This window comes from Siminovitchia jepli, from assembly GCF_047228825.1.
Classification (GTDB): domain Bacteria; phylum Bacillota; class Bacilli; order Bacillales; family Bacillaceae_C; genus Siminovitchia.
This window is the reverse complement of the sequence record NZ_JBFEGN010000002.1, coordinates 53,530-76,417: the sequence shown is the minus strand read 5'-3', so window position 1 is coordinate 76,417 and position 22,888 is coordinate 53,530. Positions and strand designations below refer to the sequence as shown.

At 39.2% G+C, this 22,888-nt stretch carries 18 protein-coding genes and 1 pseudogene; 7 read left to right on the top strand and 12 right to left on the bottom strand.

Annotation, left to right across the window (positions count from 1 at the left end):
• The first annotated feature begins 16 nt into the window (after window positions 1-16).
• The 6 genes from AB1L08_RS01705 (at window position 17) to AB1L08_RS01680 (ending at window position 12,131) form a co-directional block, all read left to right on the top strand.
• Complete coding sequence (locus tag AB1L08_RS01705) at window positions 17-7,237, top strand: DUF7359 domain-containing protein (RefSeq protein WP_413062939.1); 7,221 nt, start codon at window positions 17-19, stop codon at window positions 7,235-7,237.
• 19 nt (window positions 7,238-7,256) lie between these two features.
• Complete coding sequence (locus tag AB1L08_RS01700; protein WP_413062938.1) at window positions 7,257-9,725, top strand: tail fiber domain-containing protein; 2,469 nt, start codon at window positions 7,257-7,259, stop codon at window positions 9,723-9,725.
• A 67-nt stretch (window positions 9,726-9,792) separates the two neighbouring features.
• Entirely contained in the window at window positions 9,793-10,029 is a 237-nt protein-coding gene (locus AB1L08_RS01695) for a hypothetical protein (RefSeq protein ID WP_413062937.1), read from the top strand.
• A gap of 136 nt (window positions 10,030-10,165) precedes the next feature.
• Window positions 10,166-10,567 (top strand): hypothetical protein, encoded by a 402-nt coding sequence (locus AB1L08_RS01690; RefSeq protein WP_413062936.1) that lies wholly within the window; start codon window positions 10,166-10,168, stop codon window positions 10,565-10,567.
• Window positions 10,568-10,588: 21 nt separating this feature from the next.
• A complete protein-coding gene (locus AB1L08_RS01685; protein WP_413062935.1) occupies window positions 10,589-11,710 on the top strand; it encodes an N-acetylmuramoyl-L-alanine amidase in 1,122 nt (373 codons plus the stop codon).
• 37 nt (window positions 11,711-11,747) lie between these two features.
• The gene (locus AB1L08_RS01680; protein ID WP_413062934.1) at window positions 11,748-12,131 is read left to right on the top strand and encodes a phage holin, LLH family; all 384 of its coding nucleotides are present in this window, start codon (window positions 11,748-11,750) and stop codon (window positions 12,129-12,131) included.
• Between the two features lie 328 nt (window positions 12,132-12,459).
• Here the strand turns inward: AB1L08_RS01680 and AB1L08_RS01675 are convergent, their stop codons facing one another.
• From AB1L08_RS01675 to deoA, 4 genes and pseudogenes are all read right to left on the bottom strand, one after another.
• Entirely contained in the window at window positions 12,460-12,774 is a 315-nt protein-coding gene (locus AB1L08_RS01675; RefSeq protein ID WP_413062933.1) for a recombinase zinc ribbon domain-containing protein, read from the bottom strand.
• Between the two features lie 17 nt (window positions 12,775-12,791).
• On the bottom strand, window positions 12,792-14,081 hold the full coding sequence (locus AB1L08_RS01670; protein WP_413062932.1) for a thymidine phosphorylase: 1,290 nt from the start codon (window positions 14,079-14,081) through the stop codon (window positions 12,792-12,794).
• Window positions 14,078-14,320 (bottom strand): helix-turn-helix domain-containing protein, encoded by a 243-nt coding sequence (locus tag AB1L08_RS01665; RefSeq protein ID WP_413063147.1) that lies wholly within the window; start codon window positions 14,318-14,320, stop codon window positions 14,078-14,080. The genes AB1L08_RS01670 and AB1L08_RS01665 overlap by 4 nt, the downstream gene beginning before the upstream one ends.
• A gap of 144 nt (window positions 14,321-14,464) precedes the next feature.
• A pseudogene (gene deoA / locus AB1L08_RS01660) lies at window positions 14,465-14,740 on the bottom strand (pyrimidine-nucleoside phosphorylase); the annotation flags it as partial.
• 151 nt (window positions 14,741-14,891) lie between these two features.
• Here deoA and AB1L08_RS01655 point away from each other — a divergent pair.
• Window positions 14,892-15,425, top strand: a complete 534-nt coding sequence (locus AB1L08_RS01655) for a YceI family protein (protein ID WP_413062931.1) — start codon at window positions 14,892-14,894, stop codon at window positions 15,423-15,425.
• A 42-nt stretch (window positions 15,426-15,467) separates the two neighbouring features.
• On the opposite strand, the gene mscL is transcribed toward AB1L08_RS01655, so the two are convergent.
• The 8 genes from mscL to AB1L08_RS01615 form a co-directional block, all read right to left on the bottom strand.
• Complete coding sequence (gene mscL / locus AB1L08_RS01650; protein ID WP_413062930.1) at window positions 15,468-15,869, bottom strand: large-conductance mechanosensitive channel protein MscL; 402 nt, start codon at window positions 15,867-15,869, stop codon at window positions 15,468-15,470.
• Between the two features lie 244 nt (window positions 15,870-16,113).
• The gene (locus AB1L08_RS01645) at window positions 16,114-17,598 is read right to left on the bottom strand and encodes a diguanylate cyclase domain-containing protein (RefSeq protein WP_413062929.1); all 1,485 of its coding nucleotides are present in this window, start codon (window positions 17,596-17,598) and stop codon (window positions 16,114-16,116) included.
• Between the two features lie 233 nt (window positions 17,599-17,831).
• Window positions 17,832-19,040, bottom strand: a complete 1,209-nt coding sequence (gene pcaF / locus AB1L08_RS01640; protein WP_413062928.1) for a 3-oxoadipyl-CoA thiolase — start codon at window positions 19,038-19,040, stop codon at window positions 17,832-17,834.
• A complete protein-coding gene (locus AB1L08_RS01635; protein ID WP_413062927.1) occupies window positions 19,040-19,690 on the bottom strand; it encodes a 3-oxoacid CoA-transferase subunit B in 651 nt (216 codons plus the stop codon). The genes pcaF and AB1L08_RS01635 overlap by 1 nt, the downstream gene beginning before the upstream one ends.
• Window positions 19,687-20,379 (bottom strand): CoA transferase subunit A, encoded by a 693-nt coding sequence (locus AB1L08_RS01630; RefSeq protein WP_413062926.1) that lies wholly within the window; start codon window positions 20,377-20,379, stop codon window positions 19,687-19,689. Before AB1L08_RS01630 ends, AB1L08_RS01635 begins: the two co-directional genes overlap by 4 nt.
• On the bottom strand, window positions 20,376-21,221 hold the full coding sequence (locus AB1L08_RS01625; protein ID WP_413062925.1) for an alpha/beta fold hydrolase: 846 nt from the start codon (window positions 21,219-21,221) through the stop codon (window positions 20,376-20,378). Before AB1L08_RS01625 ends, AB1L08_RS01630 begins: the two co-directional genes overlap by 4 nt.
• Window positions 21,222-21,242: 21 nt before the next feature.
• Complete coding sequence (locus AB1L08_RS01620) at window positions 21,243-21,710, bottom strand: DUF3237 domain-containing protein (RefSeq protein WP_413062924.1); 468 nt, start codon at window positions 21,708-21,710, stop codon at window positions 21,243-21,245.
• Window positions 21,707-22,849, bottom strand: a complete 1,143-nt coding sequence (locus AB1L08_RS01615; RefSeq protein WP_413062923.1) for a muconate/chloromuconate family cycloisomerase — start codon at window positions 22,847-22,849, stop codon at window positions 21,707-21,709. The genes AB1L08_RS01620 and AB1L08_RS01615 overlap by 4 nt, the downstream gene beginning before the upstream one ends.
• Between the last annotated feature and the right edge of the window lie 39 nt (window positions 22,850-22,888).

Here is a 22,888-nt window from a genome sequence, read left to right as displayed (position 1 = left end):
GGAGGAGTGAAATTAATTGAGTTTTATTAGGCAAAATTTAAAACCACAAAAACTAGAATTATCACTAGCTAAACCCGATAGAACAGTTATTGGTAAATTGCTTCATATTAAAAATGAAAGACTGAAATTTAAACATGGCGAAGTTAATGAGCTTTCCTTCACTCTTCCTTACGAAGTAGTAATGAGAAGTAAACTGGTAAGGAATCCCCATATAGATAAAATCAAGGAAAAATTCTTCATAAAGATGAAGCTAGGTTCTAATGAAGAGTGGTTTATTATTACTAAATTAAGTAAGAAAGCTGATAACACTGATGACATGGACATTCAGTGTTTTTCTTTGGGATATCAGTTATCTTATCAAAGAATGATTGACTATGTTGGGAAATCGCTTAATTGCTTACAGGTGCTCACGGATTGTCTCAAGGGTACTACATGGAAAATTGGTTATATAAATCCAGAATTCAATTTAAAGCATCGTCAATTCGATGTTTCCAGTAAGTCTAAGTTAGAATTCCTTTATGAAATTGCTGAAACCTTTGAGGGAGTAGTCAGATTTGACACCATTAGTAACAAAATAAATATCTATAAAGAAGAAGAAATATCACAACATAAAGGCTTCTGGATCTCAGAAGGGAGATACTTAGAAAACATTGAGAGTTCTATTGATGCGGATGAAATTGTAACAAGGCTATTTGTCAAAGGCAGCGAAGGATTAACAATCAATAGTGTTAATCCAACTGGTCAGGCATACGTCGATGATTTTTCTTATTTTTTAAGCCCTTTTGAAATGGACGAAAATGGTAATGTAGTTTCTCATAGTGATTTTATGAGCGATGATTTGTGTATTGCTTTAATTAAATATAACAAAATGGCCTCTTCTTTAAAAGGCGAATTTGCAAACCTCTTAAATGAAAAGAAAGAAATTCAACAAAAGAAAACTAAAGAAGAAAACAAATTAAACGAATTAAACCATGAACTAACCATTATTCTAGATAGATTGGATATTGCTAAAAAACTAGGAAATGATACTTCTCAAATTATTTCTGAACGCAATAGTAAACAGAATGAAATTAAAAATCAAAAACAAGTGATTGAATCAATAAAAAAAGAATTAGAAAATATTGATAAGAAAATAGAAGCACTAAAACATCAATTGAACATTGAAACTCATTTGAGCGACAAACTTATGAATGAATTAACGAATTTTATTCAAGTGTTCGAATGGACGGATGATAATCAAATAGACCCTAACGATCTATATGAAGAAGGAATGAAGCATCTTAAAACCGTTAACTCACCGCCTGTAAATATGAAAGTTGGAATTGTAAATTTCCTTGAAATGGTAACTGAAAGCCATAACTGGGATAGATTGAACGTTGGGGATATTGTAAAAATAAAACATAAAAAATTGAATATCTGGGTAACGGCTAAGATTATTGAGATTGAATTTGATTTTGAAAATGCAACGATTGACCTGTCTATTTCTAACATCAAGGAATTAGAGACTACAAAAAATAAGATAAAACGTGCATTTTATACAATTGACCAAGTTAACACAGATTACAATTCCAGAAAAACTGATTGGATTAAAGTGACTCAAAATTACAATTTAAGAAACGACAGGATTAAAGAAACTCCTGTCAATCCTTCTGGTCTAACAGTATCACATGAAGAAAATGATGACGGTTCAGCGAGTCTTATTATGAATTGGAGTTATCCAAATTATGTTGAAACAGAGAAAAACGTACATAATATTGATGGATTTATTGTTTACCTTTATTCAGATGTAGATGACACTCCTTACATCTTTGGTTCAAGAATGGCAAATGAAACTATGATTCCTGAATTGCATTATAGCACAAGATCCTATACATTCCCTAGTGTTCCAGGAAATAGATATTACACATTAGGTGTCAGAGCTTATAGAAGAGTTGACCCAGACATTAATTCAGACCAAATTATATTTTCTGATATTGTTTCACTTGATAAACCTTATCTCCCTACAACAAAGATAAACTTCAAGGGAAAAGTAAATGGATCAAGTTATACAGTTGCTTCTGAAGCACCTAAAAAGCCTGAAAATGGCGATATCTGGGTAAACACTCAAGATGCAAAAGTATATGTTCGAGACGGAGACAATTGGAAGGTTGACAATTCTTTAAAAGACTCAAAAGACTACACAGACAAAATTATTGGGATAACTGAAGAGGAGATAAGAAGAGAAGTTGAAGATGCTTTAAAAGAAGTCGATGAAGCAATGGAGCGTGTTAACTCGGAGGTTGACCGCATCGAGAATGAAGTTGTCCCTAGAATCAACGAAACGCTCAAAGACATTGACAATCGAATGGAATTTGTCGATTCTGAGATGGAGCGTATTGAAAACGAAGTTGTTCCAAATGTTGAAAGAGCCATACGTGAAACTTACATTCCAAGACAAGATACGCCACCTGAAGAAATTGGATCAGGTTTATGGTGGGATACATCAGTAGAACCAGAGAGATTAATGAAGTATGACAGCTTAACAGGTAAATGGGTTCCAGTAGGCCCAACGCAAGAAGAATTAGATGAGATAGTTAAAGAAGTTGAAGATGCTTTAAAAGAAGTTGATGAAGCAAAGGAACGAGTCAACTCAGAAATGGATCGTATCGAAAACGAGGTAATACCTGAAGTTGAACGAGCCATTAAAGAAACTTATATCCCTAAACAAGAAACTCCGCCTGATCCAGAAGAATATAAGCTATGGTGGGATACTTCAAAAGAGCCACCAAGGTTTATGCAATATGACGAAAATAAAAAAGAATGGGTTCCTGTTGCACCAACAGAAGATGAAATCAATCAATTAATGGATGATATACGTAATAGTATCACAGAAGGTTATCAAGAATACACACAAGAAGAAATAGAAGCTATTCGACAAGCTATCATTGACGATTTAAATAGTCGTATAGGTAACGTAAATGCTAAAATTGATAATTTAAACTCAATTGCAAATAACCTTAGAGATCGTGCCGATTCCACTGATGAATTATTGTCGCGGCATAATGGAAAAATTAACACAATTGAAACCAACTTTAATGAATTAGAAGGTAGATTTTCAGCAACATTAACAGACATACAAAAAATTGATAATACTGTTCAGGGTCACACAGCGACATTAACTGCACATGCTAAAGAACTCAATGCAAAACTCGATTCTCTTAAATATGAAAGAGATATGGAAGGTGTCTTGAATAGAGTCGAATCAAATGAAACTGACTTAAGATTGGTTGCAGAGGGATTAGAGTTAAGGGTTACGAAGGATGAGTTTAATGCGCTGGAGATTGGCGGGCGAAACCTTTTAAAAGACAGTAACAATTTTACTACTCTTGGAAAGTATCAAGGAGCGCAATATACCTATAAAACAGGGATAAGTGTTCCAGAATGGAATGCCACTGACGCTACAGAAATTCATGTAACAGGTGGTACGAGTGCTGTAAAATTAACAAAACAAACAGGAAACCGAACTATCATAGGTTCTAACTATGTCCATAGTGTATGGATAAAAAACATTGGGACGACAGTCGTTAGAATATCCAACAACTTAGGTATGACTGAAGAAGTTTTACCCAACGAGAGTAAGCGAGTAATTATTTTCGGAGTTGGAAAAGAAGGGCAGAATGAACAATTTAATTTTAACGCTAAGAATATTAATGACAACCTTGATTTTATAGCATGGAGAATGCAAATCGAGCAGGGTACTAAGGTTAGTAACTGGCAGGAAGCCCCCGAGGATATTGATTATGAAATAACCGCCGTACGTGATCGTGTCTCAACAACAGAAACAACTCTCACTGCTCATGCAGGATTAATTGAAGCAAAGGCTGAAAAGAGTGAAGTTTACACTAAAACAGAGGTAAATACAGCTTTAGGTAAGAAAGTTGATACCACTGTTTATAACAATAAGGTCGGAGAGTTGACTACATCCATCAATAATATAACTGCAAGAGTTTCTAACACAGAAACAAATATTGATGCGCTGACCGGAAACATGACAAGTGCTTTGAATCAGATTGCTAATCTCGATATAAAAGCTAATCAAATTGATTTAAGGGTGTCTGAGGTCAGGGCTGAATTTGATAATTTGGAGATTGGTGGAAGGAATTTAAATAGAGATAGTAATAATTTTAGCAGGAGTGTTTTAGCCGCCTACGATGGTTCAACTTTAACAGTTACTGAAAATGTATCAGTTTCAGAATGGGGAGCAACTGATGCAACAAAGATTTATGCCACTTCGGGAAGCCAAACATCTTTATTAAAGGCTTATAAGACAATAACCAATACAACTTCAACAGTTGAAGGGGAATTATACACTGTATCTATTTACGTTAAAAATAATAGAGATGTAAGTATGTCCGTTCGCATAAACGGAATAGAAGGAACTCCAATTGAAACAATAAAACCAAATGAAGCAAAAAGAGTAACTGCTACTGGTAAGCGTACATCTTTAGAATTGCAACTACAGTTTAGAGCAAATGCAAATGGTTACTACCTTGATTGCACAGTTTGGCGAGCGCAAGTTGAAAAAGGCAACCGCGCCACCGATTGGACCCCAGCCCCTGAAGACGCCGACGCTCGTATAACATCAGCAGAAACTTCTATATCAACACTTGCTGGTCAAATATCCAGCAAAGCAGAAGTTTCAACTGTCAATGCACTTGGTACACGTATCACCACTGCCGAACAAAACATTAATGCACATACTGGTGAAATCAATCAACGTGTTAAAACAACTGATTATAACGGAAATACGATATCATCTCTTATTAATCAAACTGCAACAACAGTAGGTATTAATGCTACTAAAATCAATTTTGGTGGAGTAGCAGAATTCTTGCCATTTAGCAAGAACTTCCATAAAGCTACTACAATAGCTAATGGTACTGCTGGAAAATGGTATCGAATAGCCTCCAATGCAGGAGACAGAGCACATGGAAAGTTTATGTTAAAAGATACGACTTCTGGCCAACACAATACGGCAGTATTTGAGGCAGGAATTAACTTCAATAGAAATCCTTATATTAACTTAACATCATTCGGATTATATGGTGCAAGAAGCTTCACAAAAGCAAGAATTCTATATAACACGACTTACGATACTGTGTACTTAGATATATACGTCCTAAATAATGCCAGAGATCAAAAATTAGAATATTGGATAACAGATAATATTCAAGATTCAGGTTGGGTAGGGGTAAACTGGACGGTTGCCAGCGTACCGTCTGGATATAAATCGTTTGAAAGAGATCTTAATGAAGAATCTGTAACTCAAGGAACGGTTGATAAGTGGAAATATGGAAATACAACTCTTATAAATGGCGGAGAAATTTATACAAGTTCTATTACTGCAAATAAATTAAATATTAACGAAATATTCGGGAATTCAGCAGTCATTGCAAAAATTCGTTCCGATACAGTTTTAACAACTAATCTTGATGCAACAAAGATCACTACAGGAACATTAAATGCTGCTAATGTATCTATTGTTAATTTAAGTGCAAGTAGTATATTAAGTGGAACTTTAGATGCAGGTAAAGTTAATGTAACTAATTTAAATGCATCAAACATTGCAACTGGAACTCTTAATGCAGGTCGGATTGGCGCCCAATCTATTACAGCAGCAAAGTTAAATATAACTGAAATTTTTGGCAATTCAGCCGTTATCGCTAAGATTCAATCAGACAGCGTTAAGACTGCAACTTTAGATGCTACTAAAATTACTACTGGAACTCTTAACGCAGCACAAGTGTCAGTTGTAAATATAAGCGCGACCAATATCACTGGCGGGACGTTAGATGCAAGTAAAGTAAATGTACGTAACTTAAATGCAACATATATAACTACTGGTACATTAGATGCTTTAAAAGTCTCTGTTAAAAATTTAAGTGCAAGTAGTATATTAAGTGGAACTTTAGATGCAAATAAAGTTAATGTTGCTAACCTAAATGCAAGTAATATTAAAAGTGGTACTTTGACGGCGATTGATATAAGTGGTGTGAATATTTATGGAAGTAAGTTTGCTTCTAGTGATAAATTAACGAACCTGGAAATTGTTGGAGGAAATATTAAATTAACTCAAAGTAATAATAACTATATAAATATAAGACCAGATGGACTTTTTGGGTATAATGCCAACGGAACTACAAGATTCCAAGCTGACAGTTTGCTGGTGACAAGCCGCGCTTTAGGTACTACTACAGCGAATGTCTATTTAGCAGCACAGACAGGCAAAGAGGCTCGTGTGGTAGATATGAAAGACGTACCAAGTGATGGTGAGGTTGGTAGCTACTCATACTTAAATATGAGGGCAGCTGGTTTTTATGGGAATTTTATTGAAACAAATGGCGGGACGGCTGGAGTTAACTTATATGCTCGACCAAGAAATGGCGGAGAATTTCGAATAACTGGCGCTAATACCACAGATGTATATTACCCATTACGTGCAGGAGTAATTTACGGGTCTGCTTTTGTTACAACTACCCAAAGTGCATGGATAGGAACAGATAACTATTTACATGTTGTTGCAAAGGGGACGGTTGAAGGCAGCTCGAATCCTGTTTATCGTCCGTTACGTGCAGGTAACATCTTTGGCACAGCTTTTATTACTTCTACAACGAATGCCTATATAGGGGCAGACGAAGAACTAAGAGTAGTAAACAAAGGACTTAGTGGAATTTATCGAGATCTACGAGCACAGAATATATATGCCCAAGGAAAATTCACTGCGCCAAATAACGGGGTTTTTGAATCCGCATCAGGGTACGTTGTATTGCGAGCAGGTGGCACAAATGGTATCACTTATCTACAATCTAATCAGCATGTTAGAGCTACTAAATTAGGACAAACTGGCTCTTACATAAATATTCAAGCCGCAGATTTTATTCCTTCGTCATCTGAAAAGTGGAAAACGGATATTGAGAAGTATGAAGGTAGTGCCTTAAATTTGTTTAGACAGTCAACCATTTATCGCTACCTGAAACATGGTAGTACCGAATATGAGTATGGTTTTATCACGGAAAGAGAAACCCCAAAAGAAATTATCAGAGGTGAAGGGATAAGCTCTTATTCACATAATAGTTTAAATACTAAAGCCATACAGGAGTTGGACACAAAAGTGTATAAGATTGAAGATGAAATAAACTGGCTTAAACTTGAAAATCAGTATTTAAAACAGAAGATACAGCAATTAGAAAATAAATAAATTAATAAGGAGTGATAAAGTGGATAGGGAGATATACAATGACCCAATAATCGGGAAACGTAGAAAGGGAGACGTTAACGACCCTCTTCTAAATTACACCGAATCTTTACAGATAATTAATGGGAAAGCTAATTTAACCGAAGTTCCAAGCAGATTAAATAAAGTGCAGGTATCTGATTCTAACAATACAGCTTGGTATGAAATTGTAGATGGAGAACTAAAGGATAACTTGTACAGAGTGGACTACACTGAGGGTGTAGTCTTTTTTGATCCCAAGCATAATTCCAAAAAGTTGACGTTTAAATATTCGGGTACAGGAGTTCATTTTTTCCCTTCACAGCGTGTTTATTACGAAAGCTTGAGTGATAGAGATGTTTATTCTGTCAAAGAAAAGATCGAGCGTGTAGATTTAGATATCCTTTCTCAGAAAAACAGAGTTGATCAATTAATTAGATCCACTCCTCAACCCAGTGAAATTGTTGAGATTCGTGTAGGAAGAAATGGGGAAACTTATGCTACCGCCAAAGCAAGAGTAGACGCTGAACAAAAGAAGATTGAGGACGCTTATCGTGACGTAAATGGGAAGGTTTACTCGTCCTTGAATGAAAGAATAAACGCTGAACAGAATAAAATTGAAGAATCATACGTAGATAAAAATGGAAGAAATTTTAATAATTTAAAAAAGAGAATTGATGCTGAACAGGGTAAAATTGAGGAAGCTTATGTTGGTGCAGATGGACAAAGATATGCATCATTAAAAGATCGTCATGATAGCACTGATGAAAAAACAGCATCCCTTAAAAGAAGAATTGTTAATACTGTAGAAGAACTTAAAAACACCAAGTTTAAGGTTGGAGAATTTGTAAAAACTCTCGGTTATAAATCTTCTGGTGATGGTGGCGGGGCAGAATATATCATTCATAATCAAACTGCTGGTAGCGCCGACATTGTTTTAGCAAATGGTCTAAAAGCAAAACTCATCTATACAGATGAAATAACACCATTTCAGTTTGGAGCCAAGGGAGATGGAGAAACTGACGATACTAGCATATTTACTTTAATAGAGAATAGTTTTAAAGATAAAATTGTAGATTTAAAAGGAAAAACTTATGTTGTGTCTAAATTGCCTGCAAATAATAGATATGCAAACGGAACATTTAAGAGACTATCAGATGGTAGGCTAATAGGCGCTGACTATTCTACAATTGATCGTACAGGAAATAGTTCCAGCATTTACATGGGGAAAGACGCAGGGAAAAAGTCTTTATTACATAGTTACGAAAGTGCTACCGTAGGATCGTATAACAACGTAGGAATTGGTTTTGAAGCACTATTAAACAACGTTAAAGGGTACAGAAATATCGCTGTTGGATATAGAGCAATGGAAGACAATGTTGAAGGATATTATAATGTTGCAATCGGCGATTATGCTCTTGCTGATAACATTGGAGTCCACACAAATACAGACAGTGACGTAGGAAGTAGAAATACAGCCATTGGAAGTAATGCGGGGAGGTATAATACAACTGGACACAAGAATGTATATGTAGGAAGAAATGCAGGACACGCAAGCACAACCGGTAGTTGGAATACTGCTGTTGGATATAACGCATATAGTGGCCAAAGAACAGCAGGTCTTCCTGAAGACATAAAAACAGCAGGACATAACACAATGGTTGGTTATAACGCTGGATTTAAGACAAATGCAGACATGAATACTGCTTTAGGCTCATTCTCTCTTTACGCTAATGAGACTGGTAAAGCGAACATAGCGATAGGCTATCAATCTAATCCTACAAATAAAGGTGCTAGTAACAACGTTACTATTGGGGTAGATTCCATGAGAAATCATACTGACGTTAATGGACATGATAATACTGCTGTTGGAACTCAAGCACTCGTTAATATAAAAAAAGGACACAGTAACACAGCTATTGGAAGGAGAGCTTTAGCAACCACAATTGCGGGAAACCCCGCAATAAATTTTTCGGGTAGTATCGGTATTGGTGCAAACTCAAGAATTAGTGGAAGCTATCAGTGTCAACTCGGTAATAGTGCTGTAACTGTATATGCTTATGGAGCAATCCAAAACAGGTCGGACATGCGCGATAAAGCAGATGTTAGAGATACTATTTTAGGGTTGGACTTTATTAAGGGGCTTAGACCTGTAGACTTTAAGTGGGATTACAGGGATGACTACATTGAAATTGACGAGACAACAGGCAACGTTACAAAGTTGCCGAAAGACGGAAGTAAGAAAGGTAAAAGATTCCACCACGGACTTATTGCTCAAGAAGTTAAACAATACATAGACTCTTTAGGAATTGACTTCGGTGGATTTCAAGACCACCAAGTTAATGGCGGGGAAGATTTATACACAATTGGGTATGAGGAATTAATTGCTCCAATGATTAAGGCAATTCAGGAACTGTCTTCTAATCTCGAAAAAGTAAAGTCTGAATTAGAGTCATTAAAGTCTGCTAAATAAAATTAACACTTAAGAGCGCCTAAGCAGGTGCTCTTTTTTATTTAAAAATATTAAGGAGGAATTATTAATGTATGATTTTGAAGTGCAAATTACATCAGTTAACATGAGATATAAAAATGGACTAGTAGAAAGTGTGCAGGTTCACTTTACAGGACATGACGAAGAAAGGACTATTAACTTAAATGGTTATATTCCACTTACTGCTGAAGAGTATCAGGGGAATGAGTCTATTCCTAGTTTGGAAAAGTTGGTACGTCAGAATGTTTCTGCAAGGCTAATGGATGGTGTTGAAGAGGGTGCATAAACATTAAATAAACGCTACATAAACAACTTAATACAATTTAATTTTTTATGTGCAAGGAGAGCATTGAAAGCCTTATTTATAGGGCTTTTATTTTTTCTCTTTTTTATTTTATTCGACATCAGGGAGTGAGGGCATTGTGAGTACTGATTTAAATGAAAGAGTCGGAGTAGTTGAAAATACATTAAAAAATCATGAGCAACGTCTTCAAAGACAAGAGTCAAACAATGAAGTGTTGATCGAAATGAAAGCTATTCTTAAGAACCAAATAGAGATAAATAGAGAGCAAAATGAGCAGATGAGAGAGTTCAGTGGAACCTTGATTAAGGTCAATGACAACTTATCGAAGCTTAATAGCTCACAAGAGCAACTACAAAACGACATGAGCAAAATTGGCGAAAGAGTTACACATATTGAAAAATCTCAAGATGAAAGTAAGATAAGCGTTCCAAGTTTAATGGCAAAAGTTTTGATCGGGATTGTGATGATAGTTCCAACTATTATCAGTGCATGGCTACTGATTAAGCTGGGACTTAAATAACAAAATATAGGAGTGAATATGATGAAAATTAATCAAATGTTGGTGTCAAGTAGTGTGATTAGTAAAGTGACATCTGGCTATGGAAATCCTTGTAACTACATCGTAATTCATGAGACAGCTAATACTAGCAGAGGTGCGAATGCACATATGCACGCTAAGTTACAGTATAACGGAAATTCACGGAGTGCTTCGTGGCATTATCAGGTTGACGATAAAGAAATATGGCAGTCATTTCCCGATAATGTACGTTGTTGGCATGGAGGAGATGGAAATGGCAAAGGAAATATGCAAAGTATAGCAATTGAGATATGTGTGAACAGTGACGGTGATTTTAAAAAGGCTGTAAAAAATGCTGCTGAGTTAACTAAGTATCTTATGAAAAAACATAATATTTCAAAATCTAATGTTATTACACATAAAGAAACTAGTGGCTGGAAGGATTGTCCTCACAATCTAAGAAGTGGAGCTAAAGGAATAACCTGGAATGACTTTAAGGCAATGTTAGATGGAAAATCTCCAAGTGTCTCTTCTCCAAAACCATCCAAACCAACGCCATCTAAGCCTTCCACTCCAAAATCTGCTACAGGTGGCAGTGTAGTTGACTGGATGAATGCTAATGGGATGGATTCGTCTTTTGCAAATAGAGCAAAATTAGCCGCTCAGTATGGGATAAAAGGTTATAACGGTAGTGCTGATCAAAATATTCAATTACTAAATAAATTAAAAAGTGGGGCCAAGCCACAAGTTTCTCAACCCAAACCTCAGAATAAAGGCGACATGAAGACAAATAGTATTGTGGAGTACTTGAATAGTATTAAAGTTAATTCTTCATTTGCCAATCGTCAAAAACTTTATAATCAATATGGTTTTAAAGATAAATATACGGGAACTGCACAACAAAACATTAATCTCCTTGCTAAGATGAGAGGCGGAAGTGCTCCTAAAGCATCTGCAAAGCCAGTTACACCTAATTTTAAAGTGGGGAGTAAAGTAAAGATTAAATCTAGTGCTAAGAAGTATGCTACCGGAGAAAACATACCGTCTAGTATCAAAGGTAAGACTTATACAATTCAGCAAGTTAAATCTGATCGTGTTTTACTCAAAGAGATATACTCGTGGGTCAAAAAATCGGACGTACAATAATAACTTAATAATATAACTTTATATAGGAGTGATATGTATGGAAGCTATTCAAGCAGAATTAATTAGTGCAGCAATTGGAATTATTGTAACATGCATCGGAATTGTTTCAGGATACACAGCTAAGTTTCTAAAAGAAAAATTTGGATTAGAAAAACTTGAGCGAAGTAAAGCATATGCTAAGATAGCCGTTGATTTTGCAGAACAAGTAGGCATAGATTTTAAAGCTGAGGAGAAATTTGACACTGCTAAGAAGCACCTTTTATTAATGCTAAATAATAACAACATTAAAATGTCTGAAGATGAGCTTGAAGGTCTAATTGAAGCAATGGTAGCTGAAATGAATCGTTCATTTAAAAAAGAGTTAGATGAGAGAAGAGTCGCAGAGCAAGTCATTGAAGATATTAAGTGTCGGTGGAGTTAATTATGATCCAATTAGAGCTTCCTCATATAAATTAAATCACTGGACACACGAAGGAGACAAAGAATAAATATAGGGAGACATTTATTTGTCTCCCTTCTTTTTTGTTTATTACTCAATTTCACAATAAAACATGAATTTTATCGCGAATTAGATTGTGAAATTAAAAATAAAAGCCTTATTTATAAGGGTTTTAAGCATGTTATTTTTCACAAAGTTTTATTGAAAGCCTCATTTTTTCTACACCCTAGCACTTTCTGTGAAATTCAGTAAGAATGCTACTTGAGCCTCCTCCCCACTTGCGTTCATTTAAAAAATTATTCACCCTAAATTAGAATCTGATTGTTTGACGACCAAGCATAATTGATTCCTGGTCTTTTAAGTGAATTTCAAGCAGTAAGGAATTTTCTACTTCTATATATTCAATTACATCTCTTATTTCCTCATCAGTCATTTCACGTTGAAATCTCCTCTGAACTAGACCCTTTAAAAAATTCTCTTCTATTGCATTTCTTTCACAAGAATTTTTACCGTAATTGTCATATGAGGAGCAAACATAAATCCTTTTCTTATTTTCAATTTTAGCTTTAAATTTGCGTCCGCAATGCTTACATGTAATCAATTTACTAAACACTGGTTTATTCAATATTTATCACCTTAGTCTTAGTGAATCACTTTAATAATTGTTTTTGGAGTTTCAATTTTGTCTTTAGAAATAGTAACTGAGTTTTTCAATTTATTTATAACATCTTCGTTGTTGTGTTGGTTTGATTTTACTATAAATAAAGTATCACCCTTTTTCACTTTCGCTCCTAGTTTCTTCCTAATTGTTATTCCCACACTATGATCTATCTTATCATCTTTTCCCTTTCTTCCAGCTCCAAGCAGCATTGCAGATTCACCAACATATTGTGTTTCTATGTGTGAAATATAGCCATCTGATTCACTTTTTATTTCAATTGTTTCTTTGGTGTTTGGACTATGAATACTCTCAATGTCTCCACCTTGAGCTTGTACAAAATCAATAAATTTTAAATATGCGCTTCTATTGTCAATAGTTTCCTGCGCCATTTTCTTTGCGTCTTCAATATTATCGCTTTTCTCTGATAGATAAATCATTTGTCCAGATATTTCAATTACTACTTCCCAAAGGTCTTTGCTAAATTTTTTATTCTTTAATAAATCCACTGCTTCAATCACTTCGTTTAAGTTCCCAATCTCATAGCCTAGTGGTTGATTCATACCTGTTAGGACTGCAACTGTTTCTCTTCCCATGTTCTTACCCATTTCAACCATTGTTTTTCCTAACACCGTTGCATCCTCAATTGTCTTCATGAATGAGCCATTTCCTACTTTTATGTCTAAGACAATTTTATTTGCACCAAGAGCTATTTTTTTACTCATAATCGAACTTGCAATTAGAGGTATAGAATCAACAGTTGAAGTTACATCCCTTAAAGCATAAATTTTCTTATCTGCCGGAACTATGTTTTCTGTTTGACCAGCTATTACAATATCATGGTTTTGAATATTATTTACTATCTCTTCTTTGGATAGATTTGTTTTAAATCCTCTTATAGATTCAAGTTTATCTATTGTTCCACCAGTATGTCCTAATCCTCTTCCACTAAGCTTCAGACATGGAATTCCTAAAGAGGCAACAATTGGAGCAACGATTAAACTAACTTTATCTCCAACTCCTCCCGTAGAATGTTTGTCAATTATTGGTTTGCTTAATGACAGATTTAAGGTTTCTCCTGATCTTACCATTGAATTGGTTAATGCAACCGACTCGTTTGGAACAAGCCCCCTAAACCAGATGGACATTAAAAATGCAGCCATTTGATAGTCTGGGATTGTATTATCTGTGTATCCTTTAACCATGTATTCAATTTCCTTAGTTGTTAACTCAATACCGTATTTTTTCTTTTGAATTATCTTGGTAGGGTTCATGCTAAATATTCTCCCTTCACCTTATTTCGTAAGTCTCTGTCTCTAATTCTAAAACCGGAAGCTAGGATCTCAAAAAAAGATTCTTGATCAATATTCAATTCAGCAAACCTTAAAAAGTCTTCAACAGTTACATTAAAAGCTTTACATATCGTTTCAAAGTTTTTTCTAGTAGGCAGTGTGCTTTGATTTCCTGCATAGCTCCTAATGGTAGTATAGTCGATTCCCGTAATTTTTGACACCTTGCGTAATGACCTATCACCTATTATTTTCTTAAACCAACTTCTAAAATTTTTCTTCGCTTTATAAAAAATTATAAGGATAAATTCTTTGAGGTTTGTTGTAATACTGGGAAAATTAGGCAGGTCTACTTTTATGTTCTTTGATGTGGTCGTATCTCCCACTCCTCCAGTAGAGTGCTTGTCAACTTTGATTCCATCAATCTTCGATAAATCAATTTTTTCTCCCGAATCAGCCATGGCCATCGTCAATTCCGCTGTCTCTTTATTGGACATCCCCTGAAAATAAATCGCCATGAGAAAAGCGGACATTTGATAATCTGGAATTTCGTTCTTCACATAACCGTCCATCACAAACCGGATTTCATCGGACGTCAATTCATGCCCATCACGTTTTTTGGCAATCATATCTACCATACGCACGGCAACCATTCCTTTCCCTGTTTCCATAATTTGATTATTCATCGTTCCTCCACGCTTGTCAAAATAAAAAACATTTTCTTTACAAATAAAAGATTATTAACTATAATTACATCATAAACTTACTTTTTGTAACCAATAAGGAGGAATAGTAGTGACAATTTCCACATGGACACTTGATAAAGCGCACAGTGAGGTTGAATTTTCCATTCGGCATATGATGATTTCCAGGGTGAAAGGAACTTTCAATGAATTTTCTGCTGATATTAAAGCTGACCCGGAAGATTTGACAACAGCCGACATTTCTTTTTCAATCGACGTGGCAAGCATTGATACAGGCAACGAAGACCGCGATAACCACCTGCGCTCTGCCGATTTTTTCGATGTTGAAAAATACCCGACATTAACATTCAAATCAACCAATATCGAAAAGCAAAGCGGCCACTACGCGGTAACAGGCGACGTTTCCATGCACGGCGTGACCAAAACGGAAACATTTTCTGTTACACCAGGCGGTGTAGTGAAAGACCCGATGAGCGGAGCCGAAAAAGCCGGCTTCAGCGTAAAAGGAACGATCAAACGGAGCGATTACGGTTTGACCTGGAACGCCCCGCTGGAAACAGGCGGCGTTGTAGTGAGCGACGAAGTGAAAATTGCTTTGGAAATCCAGGCCAGCAAAAATGAATAAGATGTGATCAAAAAAGAGCAGCCGTGCACGGCTGCTTTTTACTTAATCTTGCACTTCTCTTTTTTCCGCTTTTAATAAATCACGGATTTCCGACAGCAATTCCACTTCAGAAGGAACATCGGCCTCTTCGTCTTCTTCTTCCTTTTTCTCAAATTTCATCTTGCTGAACAACTTGATAAAGACAAAAATGGCTGCCGCTATAATAAAGAAATCGACAACACTTTGGATAAACATGCCATATTGAATCACAGCATCGCCCATTCGGAACGCCAATTTTTCAAAACTGTAGCCACCCAGCAGAATGCCGGCAATCGGCATAATAATATGATCCACCAGCGATGAAACGATTTTTCCAAAAGCTGCCCCGATTACGACCGCCACCGCCAAATCCAGGACATTCCCCTGAATGGCAAATTTCTTGAACTCATTCCACATTCTCTTCATCCTCCCCAACAAGCATACTAACATTCTACTACTAATTCATTTTCATTTTACAAGCTAGAAAAATTTGGAATCCTTTAGGTTTTCCGTTGACGTCTCAAGCCTGGATGGCTCCCTTCCATGGTACCAGTTCTTTTCACGATTATTTTACCCGATGTTCAATGCCGCAAGAGAATCATGCGCCAAAACCGAAGCACATTCAAAAAGGACCCTCAATAGCCGAAAGATCGACTTATTGGATGCCCTCCTAACTCGTTTTTTTGAAAATTTGAAACTGGTTTTTCCCATTTTTCTTGGATTCATATAAAGCACGGTCGGCATTTTCATACAAGCTTTCCAAATCATCCTCCTCTTCCGCAAAAGCAATGCCGATGCTGACAGAAATATTTAACTGATACCGGAGGCGCAATTCGCGAAATTGCTCGTCAATGTCCTTAATGAGAGAGGAAGCGACGAATCGGATCCCGTTTTCATCCAAGCCGGAGATAATGACGGCAAACTCATCACCGCCAAGCCTTGTGGACTCATGCCCTTTGCCGGCACATCTTTGAATGCGATAAGCGGCCATTTTTAAAATTTGGTCCCCCTCCACATGGCCCAGGCGGTCGTTGACAAGCTTAAAGTTATCAAGATCGATCATCATTAAAGCCAAACTTTGTTTCTTATTGCTTAATTTTTGTTTGACGATCTCCTCAAAAGCCGCCCGATTTTTAAGCCCGGTTAAGCTGTCATGAAAGGCCAGATACATCGGCCGCGCCACCCAGCGTGCAATGATCATGGAGATCATGATGGCTCCGGCAAAAATAATGAGCAGCCGAGAAAAAAACTTGCTACGGCTTTTATGCAATGCTTCCTGCAAATCAGCTTCGTTATAAATAATTTCTACAACCCTGCTGGTAGAATACCCTCGTGCCGTTTCCGCCTCATAAGGAACATACCGATACGTTACGTCTTTTCCGTTATACCGGCCTTTCATCTCTTGTGGTGTTCGTGTTTTTGCCGCGGATTTAAATGTTTCCCATTTGCGGGTTGAAGATTTCACATCTTCACTTGCCATCGTGTTCCTTCCGATCAGATAACCGTCATTATTATAAATGCGAATGGAGTCAATGATGGAGAACTTTCTTTCAAGCTCCGCTTCTGCCTTAAAATAATTGAATTGCCTAAAAATCTCTTCGTCTTCCAGGGAAACACCAAGTTGCAATATGTATTTACGGTCAGGAGTGGGAATATAGCTGAATTTTTTGATTTCTCCGTTGCTTTGTTGGATATCCATTCCGTCATCCACAAACTTTCCTTCATTCCTCCTGATATTCAGCAAATTGGCAAACTCCGCGCAGCATTTGCGAAAATCAAGGCCGATATCCGGCTCGTAACTGCTGTGAGTAATGACATTGCGATTGTTTATGATGTAAATATCCATGCCGATGTGTTTTTTTAAGGATGTAAAATCCCAAGTACTGAAGTCAGGATTTTGTTTATACAGCTTCAATAGGTCTTTAGACTTAGATTCCATATCCCTGGCAATGTTTTTATCAAACAGCATGTACGCTTTGTCAATCGTATTCAGCGAGCTTAATATATTCTCTTCCACCATCTCCAGTTTCAATTTATGAGCTTCAAACAGTGTATTTTTAAGGTTATTTTGATTGATGAACGCAACGACAAAAGATATAAAAACAGAAAATATAATCATAATGAAGGTAAGATGCAGTCTGAAATTTTTATTCAAATAAACCTGCACTCCTTTAAATTCAAGTTGCGTCCAGGACTATTATACTATTATTTGAGGTTTTGGGGAATATACATTTGGCAAATGATGTTTTGAAAAGGAACTTTCGTGATTTGGGATGAACGCAATGTCCAAAAAGGGAAACTGCCGCAATGATCATGAATGGTGATCACCACGGCAGTTTTTATACGGGCTGGCACATTTTTGTTTGTTGATAAAAATCGGAAGGAAGCTTAAGAAGATCCGGTATTCTCTATAGCCACTGAAATCCCCTGGCCAACTCCTATGCACATTGTGGCCAGTCCTCTTTTTTCCTCTCGTCTTTTCATTTCATATATTAACGTCGTCAATATTCTGGCGCCGCTTGCACCGAGGGGGTGCCCCAGTGCAATCGCGCCGCCATTTACATTGACTTTATCAATATCAAGACCGAGCTGTTTGATACATTCCAGCGATTGCGACGCAAAAGCCTCATTTAACTCAACGAGATCAAAATCCTGCGGGGTTAATCCGGTTCTCTCCATTAGCTTTCTAGTGGAATAGATCGGACCAAGACCCATAACGGCAGGCTCTACTCCTGCTGTTGCGCACGCTGTAAATTTGACAAGCGGCTTCATCCCCAGCTCCTCTGCCCGCCTGGCGCTCATGAGGAGCAGCGCCGACGCCCCGTCATTCACGCCGGAAGCATTGCCTGCCGTAACGGTGCCGCCGGGAAACAAAGGAGGCAGGCTGCTTAATTTCTCCAGCGTTGTGTTTGGTCGAGGGTGTTCGTCTGTATCCACGGTAATGTTCCGCCCCTTTTTATCTTTCACTTCAACAGGGACGATTTCCTCGCGAAATAGCCCATTCTCCATAGCGGCTTTCGCCCGTTGCTGGCTTGCATAAGCAAATTCATCTTGCTCTTCCCGCGAGATTCCATATCTTTTTGCTACATTTTCGGCTGTTTGGGGCATGGAATCTGTTCCGTACATCTCGTGTATTTTCGGGTTGATAAACCGCCATCCGATTGTCGTATCAAATAATTCCATGTTTCCCCTTGGAAACTCCCGTTCAGGCTTTTTCATGACAAATGGCGCCCTTGTCATGCTTTCCGTTCCGCCGGCAATCATGATTTCTTCTTCTCCGGACAGGATGGATCGAGCAGCCATGCTAACGGCATCCAGTCCCGAACCGCAGAGCCGGTTGATGGTTGTTCCAGGCACCGTTTCAGGCAATCCGGCCAGCAGCAGAGACATCCGGGCTACATTGCGGTTGTCCTCCCCGGCGCCGTTGGCATTTCCAAAAATGACATCATCAATCTCCTCCTGCGGCAAATTTGGGTTTCTCTCCACCAATGCTTGAATGACGATGGCACCCAGATCATCCGGACGGACATCTTTTAAAGCTCCTTTGTATCTCCCGATCGGCGTCCGCACCGCATCTACAATCACCACTTCGTTCATCAGCTTCCCTCCATCTGCAAAAGCTCTTCACTAACACGGAAAGAAGCCGTTGTTTTTTCTTTCACTTCATTCAATGTGGCGTTACCCATCAGTTCAATACATTCATAGCCGTCATGCTTCCATTGAAAGACCGCCAGATCGGTAATAATGACATCTGCAACCCTCGTTGCCGTAATGGGATAGGTGCAGCGTTCCACAAACTTCGGCGAACCGTCTTTTGAGACATGGCTCATCGTAATGATGATTTTTTTAGCTCCGGACAAAAGGTCCATCGCCCCTCCTACACCGATAATGTCTTTGCCGGGAATGGCCCAGTTCGCCACAAGGCCCCGTTCATCGACCTGCAGTGCACCAAGAATGGCGACATCCACATGGCCGCCTCTGATCATGGCAAAAGAATCGGCACTATGAAAATAGGAAGCTCCCGCCGCTTCGCCAACCGGCAGCTTGCCCGCATTCACAAGCAGCGGATCAATCTCGTCTTCTTCTACGGAAGTAACCCCCAGAAGACCGTTTTCTATGTGTAAATAATATTTGCTTTCATCCAAATAATCCGGAACGAGGGTCGGGATGCCAATCCCGAGATTGATGATCGAATAGGGAGTGAGTTCTTTGGCTGCGCGCTTGGCAATCCTTTCTTTCACGTTCATGCTTCGACCACCCCTTTTTTCGTTAAAACAAGACGGCTCATGACCATTGCATCTACATACAGATGGGGAGTAACGATTTCTTCCGGCGACAGTTCTCCGTCTTCCACAATTTCATCCACTTCAGCAATCACATAGTCCGCGGCTGTAGCCATGATCGGATTGAAATTCCTGGCCGTTTTATAATAGACGAGATTGCCTTTTGTGTCTGCTTTTTTGGCACGGATGAGGGCCACATCGGCTTTCAATGCCTTTTCAAAAAGATACGTCTCTCCGTCAATCACTTTTGTCTCTTTTTCTTTGGCCAACTCCGTTCCGACAGCCGTTTTTGTGTAAAATCCTCCGATCCCCGCACCGCCGGCCCGGATCGCTTCGGAAAAAGTCCCTTGCGGGAGCAGTTCAATCCCCAGTTTTCCTTCGTTATACCACTTGGCCACTTCACGGTTGCTTGTAAAATAGGAACCGACCGCCTTTTTGATTTTTCCCTGGCGCAGCAAAAGACCCAAGCCTTTTCCGGCTTCCCCCACATTGTTGCTGATGATGGTCAGGTCTTTGACATCATGGCGTGTCAGTTCGTCAATCAATGTCAACGGGCTTCCGATCAGTCCGAACCCGCCAACCATGATGACATCACCCGATTGTACGGCCTTTTGTATGGCTTCCTTTGCATCTATTAATTTTGAGGCACTCATGATGTTACCTCCTTGGAAGATAAAAATCGCTGAATCCGTTCAAAAACCTCCGGTTGCTGATTAAAAACAAGTTCATAATGGTTAACCGGGGCGTATTCTGTTTGTATGTTTTTCATCAACTCTTTTGCTTTGTGATACGCCTCTTCTTTAAACAACGGGCATTTTCCCCCTATCTTTCCTGTTGCGATCAAAAGGAAAACCGGGCAGGAAATCAGCGGAAATATTTGATCAGGCTGGAAATCATAAAAACTTTCAAAATCTTGCTCGATACAGGCCCGATCCGATTTATGCCTCCATATCCCCTCTTCTACCTTGATTTCATACCTTGCAATCTCCTCCAAATGTTCGTTCCAATCAATTTGAAGATTGGAATACAAGTTTCTTGCCTCTTCCACATATTGCTCCGGCGTAGAATAGGCTTTTTCCAACCGTTCCAAGGATGGAAGGACCAGTTCCCTTGTGCCATGATCCGCCAAGCCGGCCCCGTCAAGCAGAACAAGGGCTTCCACACCGGGCAGCCTGCTGGCAACGAGCGCAGAAATGTAGCCCCCCATGGAATAGCCCAGCAGAATGGGACGTTCGACCCGAAGGGTATCTATCAGATCCAGCAGATCTTCGGCATGGGCCGCAATGGAACTGTTGGTATTCGCCGGTCCGCTGTTTCCGCGGCCTCTTATGTCATAACTGATAAACCGGTATGCTCCGGAAAGGGCTTCCTGAACATAATGGAGCTGTTTATGATTGCCGGTGAGCCCGTGAACCCCAATAATCGTTCCTTTATTTCCGGGGGTATCATGAATATAAAAAATCCGTCCTTTTTTCGTCGTGATATACGTGCCCATTTTATCTCCCCGCTTTCCACTTTAGTCGACCATATAGATGGAATAATTGACTTTTCCAGGCAGCCTGATGCCTCTTGACACAAACAGGCGCCGGTTCAGCCAGTCGTATTTGGAAGAGGCCGTTTCAAAAATGGGAGCGGTGCGGAAGTAGTACTCGTCGGGGTCAACTTCTTCATTGTTGTCCAGGCGCTGAAGCACTCCGGGCTCCCCGGTGCGAATGCCTCTGTAAGTCATCAGAATCAGCTCTCCGTCATCTGTTCTGAGCAGGATCCGTACGTCTTGGATAATCGTGCCGTCATCCCGTACGGTAATCCAATCATCCCCTCCTGGAATTACCTCTGCAGCCAGTTTGTCTCCACGGAGGGAACCTCCGGTTACACGGATGATCCGCCGGTTGCCGACAGGGGTTTTTCCCGGGAAGTGCGCTCCTTCAACCGTTAACGCCATATCACATAAAAAAGAGAGGGAGGGGGGTGGTAAATGTCTCACTTTGCCAATGCTCCTTTCTCTTCTTTTCTTTTGTATTTTTCCACTTTTGCTTCGTCCAGCTCCACCCCGAGACCCGGATGATGCGGTACATGTATATACCCTTCTTTTATGACAAGCGGATTTTTTACCAAATCATCAGCCAGCCAGGCCGGGCCAAATAACTCGCTCCCATAATCCAAATTCGGGATGGAGGCATAGGCATGTACGCATGCTGCGGTACCGATCGAGCTTTCCAGAGAGGTTCCCCCGAAACAGGAAATTCCGGCCGCCTCCGCAATCCCTGCTATTTTAACTGTATTTTTCATCCCGCCGGATTTATGTATTTTTAACGAAAAGATATCCGCTGCTTTTTCCTGCACGAGGCGAAGGGCATCTTGAACGGAAGCCAGGCTTTCATCAGCCATAATGGGGACTTTTTTCATGGAAGACAGACGTGCCAGCCCTTCAAAATCCTGCGGGGGAAGCGGCTGTTCCAGAAAGTCGATCCCGGCCTCAAAAAAGGCATCCATCCATTTCATGACGGTCATCCGGTCCCAGGAACCGTTTGGATCAATGCCAATCGAAGAGTGGCCGCGAAGTCCAGCGGCAATGCGGATGTTGCGCCTGGCATCATTTTCTGGAGCATCATGTCCGGATTTCGTTTTAAAGTTGGCATAGTTACCCGCAGCCGCATGGCGCTTGGCTTCATCGATGTCTCCTTCAGGCGTGCCGGAGGCAAGGGCCCATCTGACCGGAATTTTGTCCTGATGATGGCCGCCAAGCAATTGGTGAACCGGTACGTGATATGTTTTGCCAAGAGCATCGAAAAGGGCCATTTCCACGGCAGCTTTGGCAAAGGCATTGCCCCGGATATGGCGGTTCAATTTTTGCAGCAACTTTTCCACATACGCAGCTTTTTCCTCTACTAATAGGGGAGCAGCATACCGGTCGATCACGAGCTTCATCGTTTCTACACTTTCACCATTCCACCAAATCCCCGGTGTCGTTCCTTCTCCGATACCTGTTACCCCGTTGCTTAATTCAATCTTCACCAGTACAAAGCTTTTGTCGGATACTTTTACGGTTGAAAATTGATGTGGGCGTTTAATGGGTACGTCCAATAGTTCTGTCGTAATGCGTTTGATTTTTAAAGTGGACAAGACGAGTTCCTCCCTTATGTTAAAGCGGGAAAAAGGGGC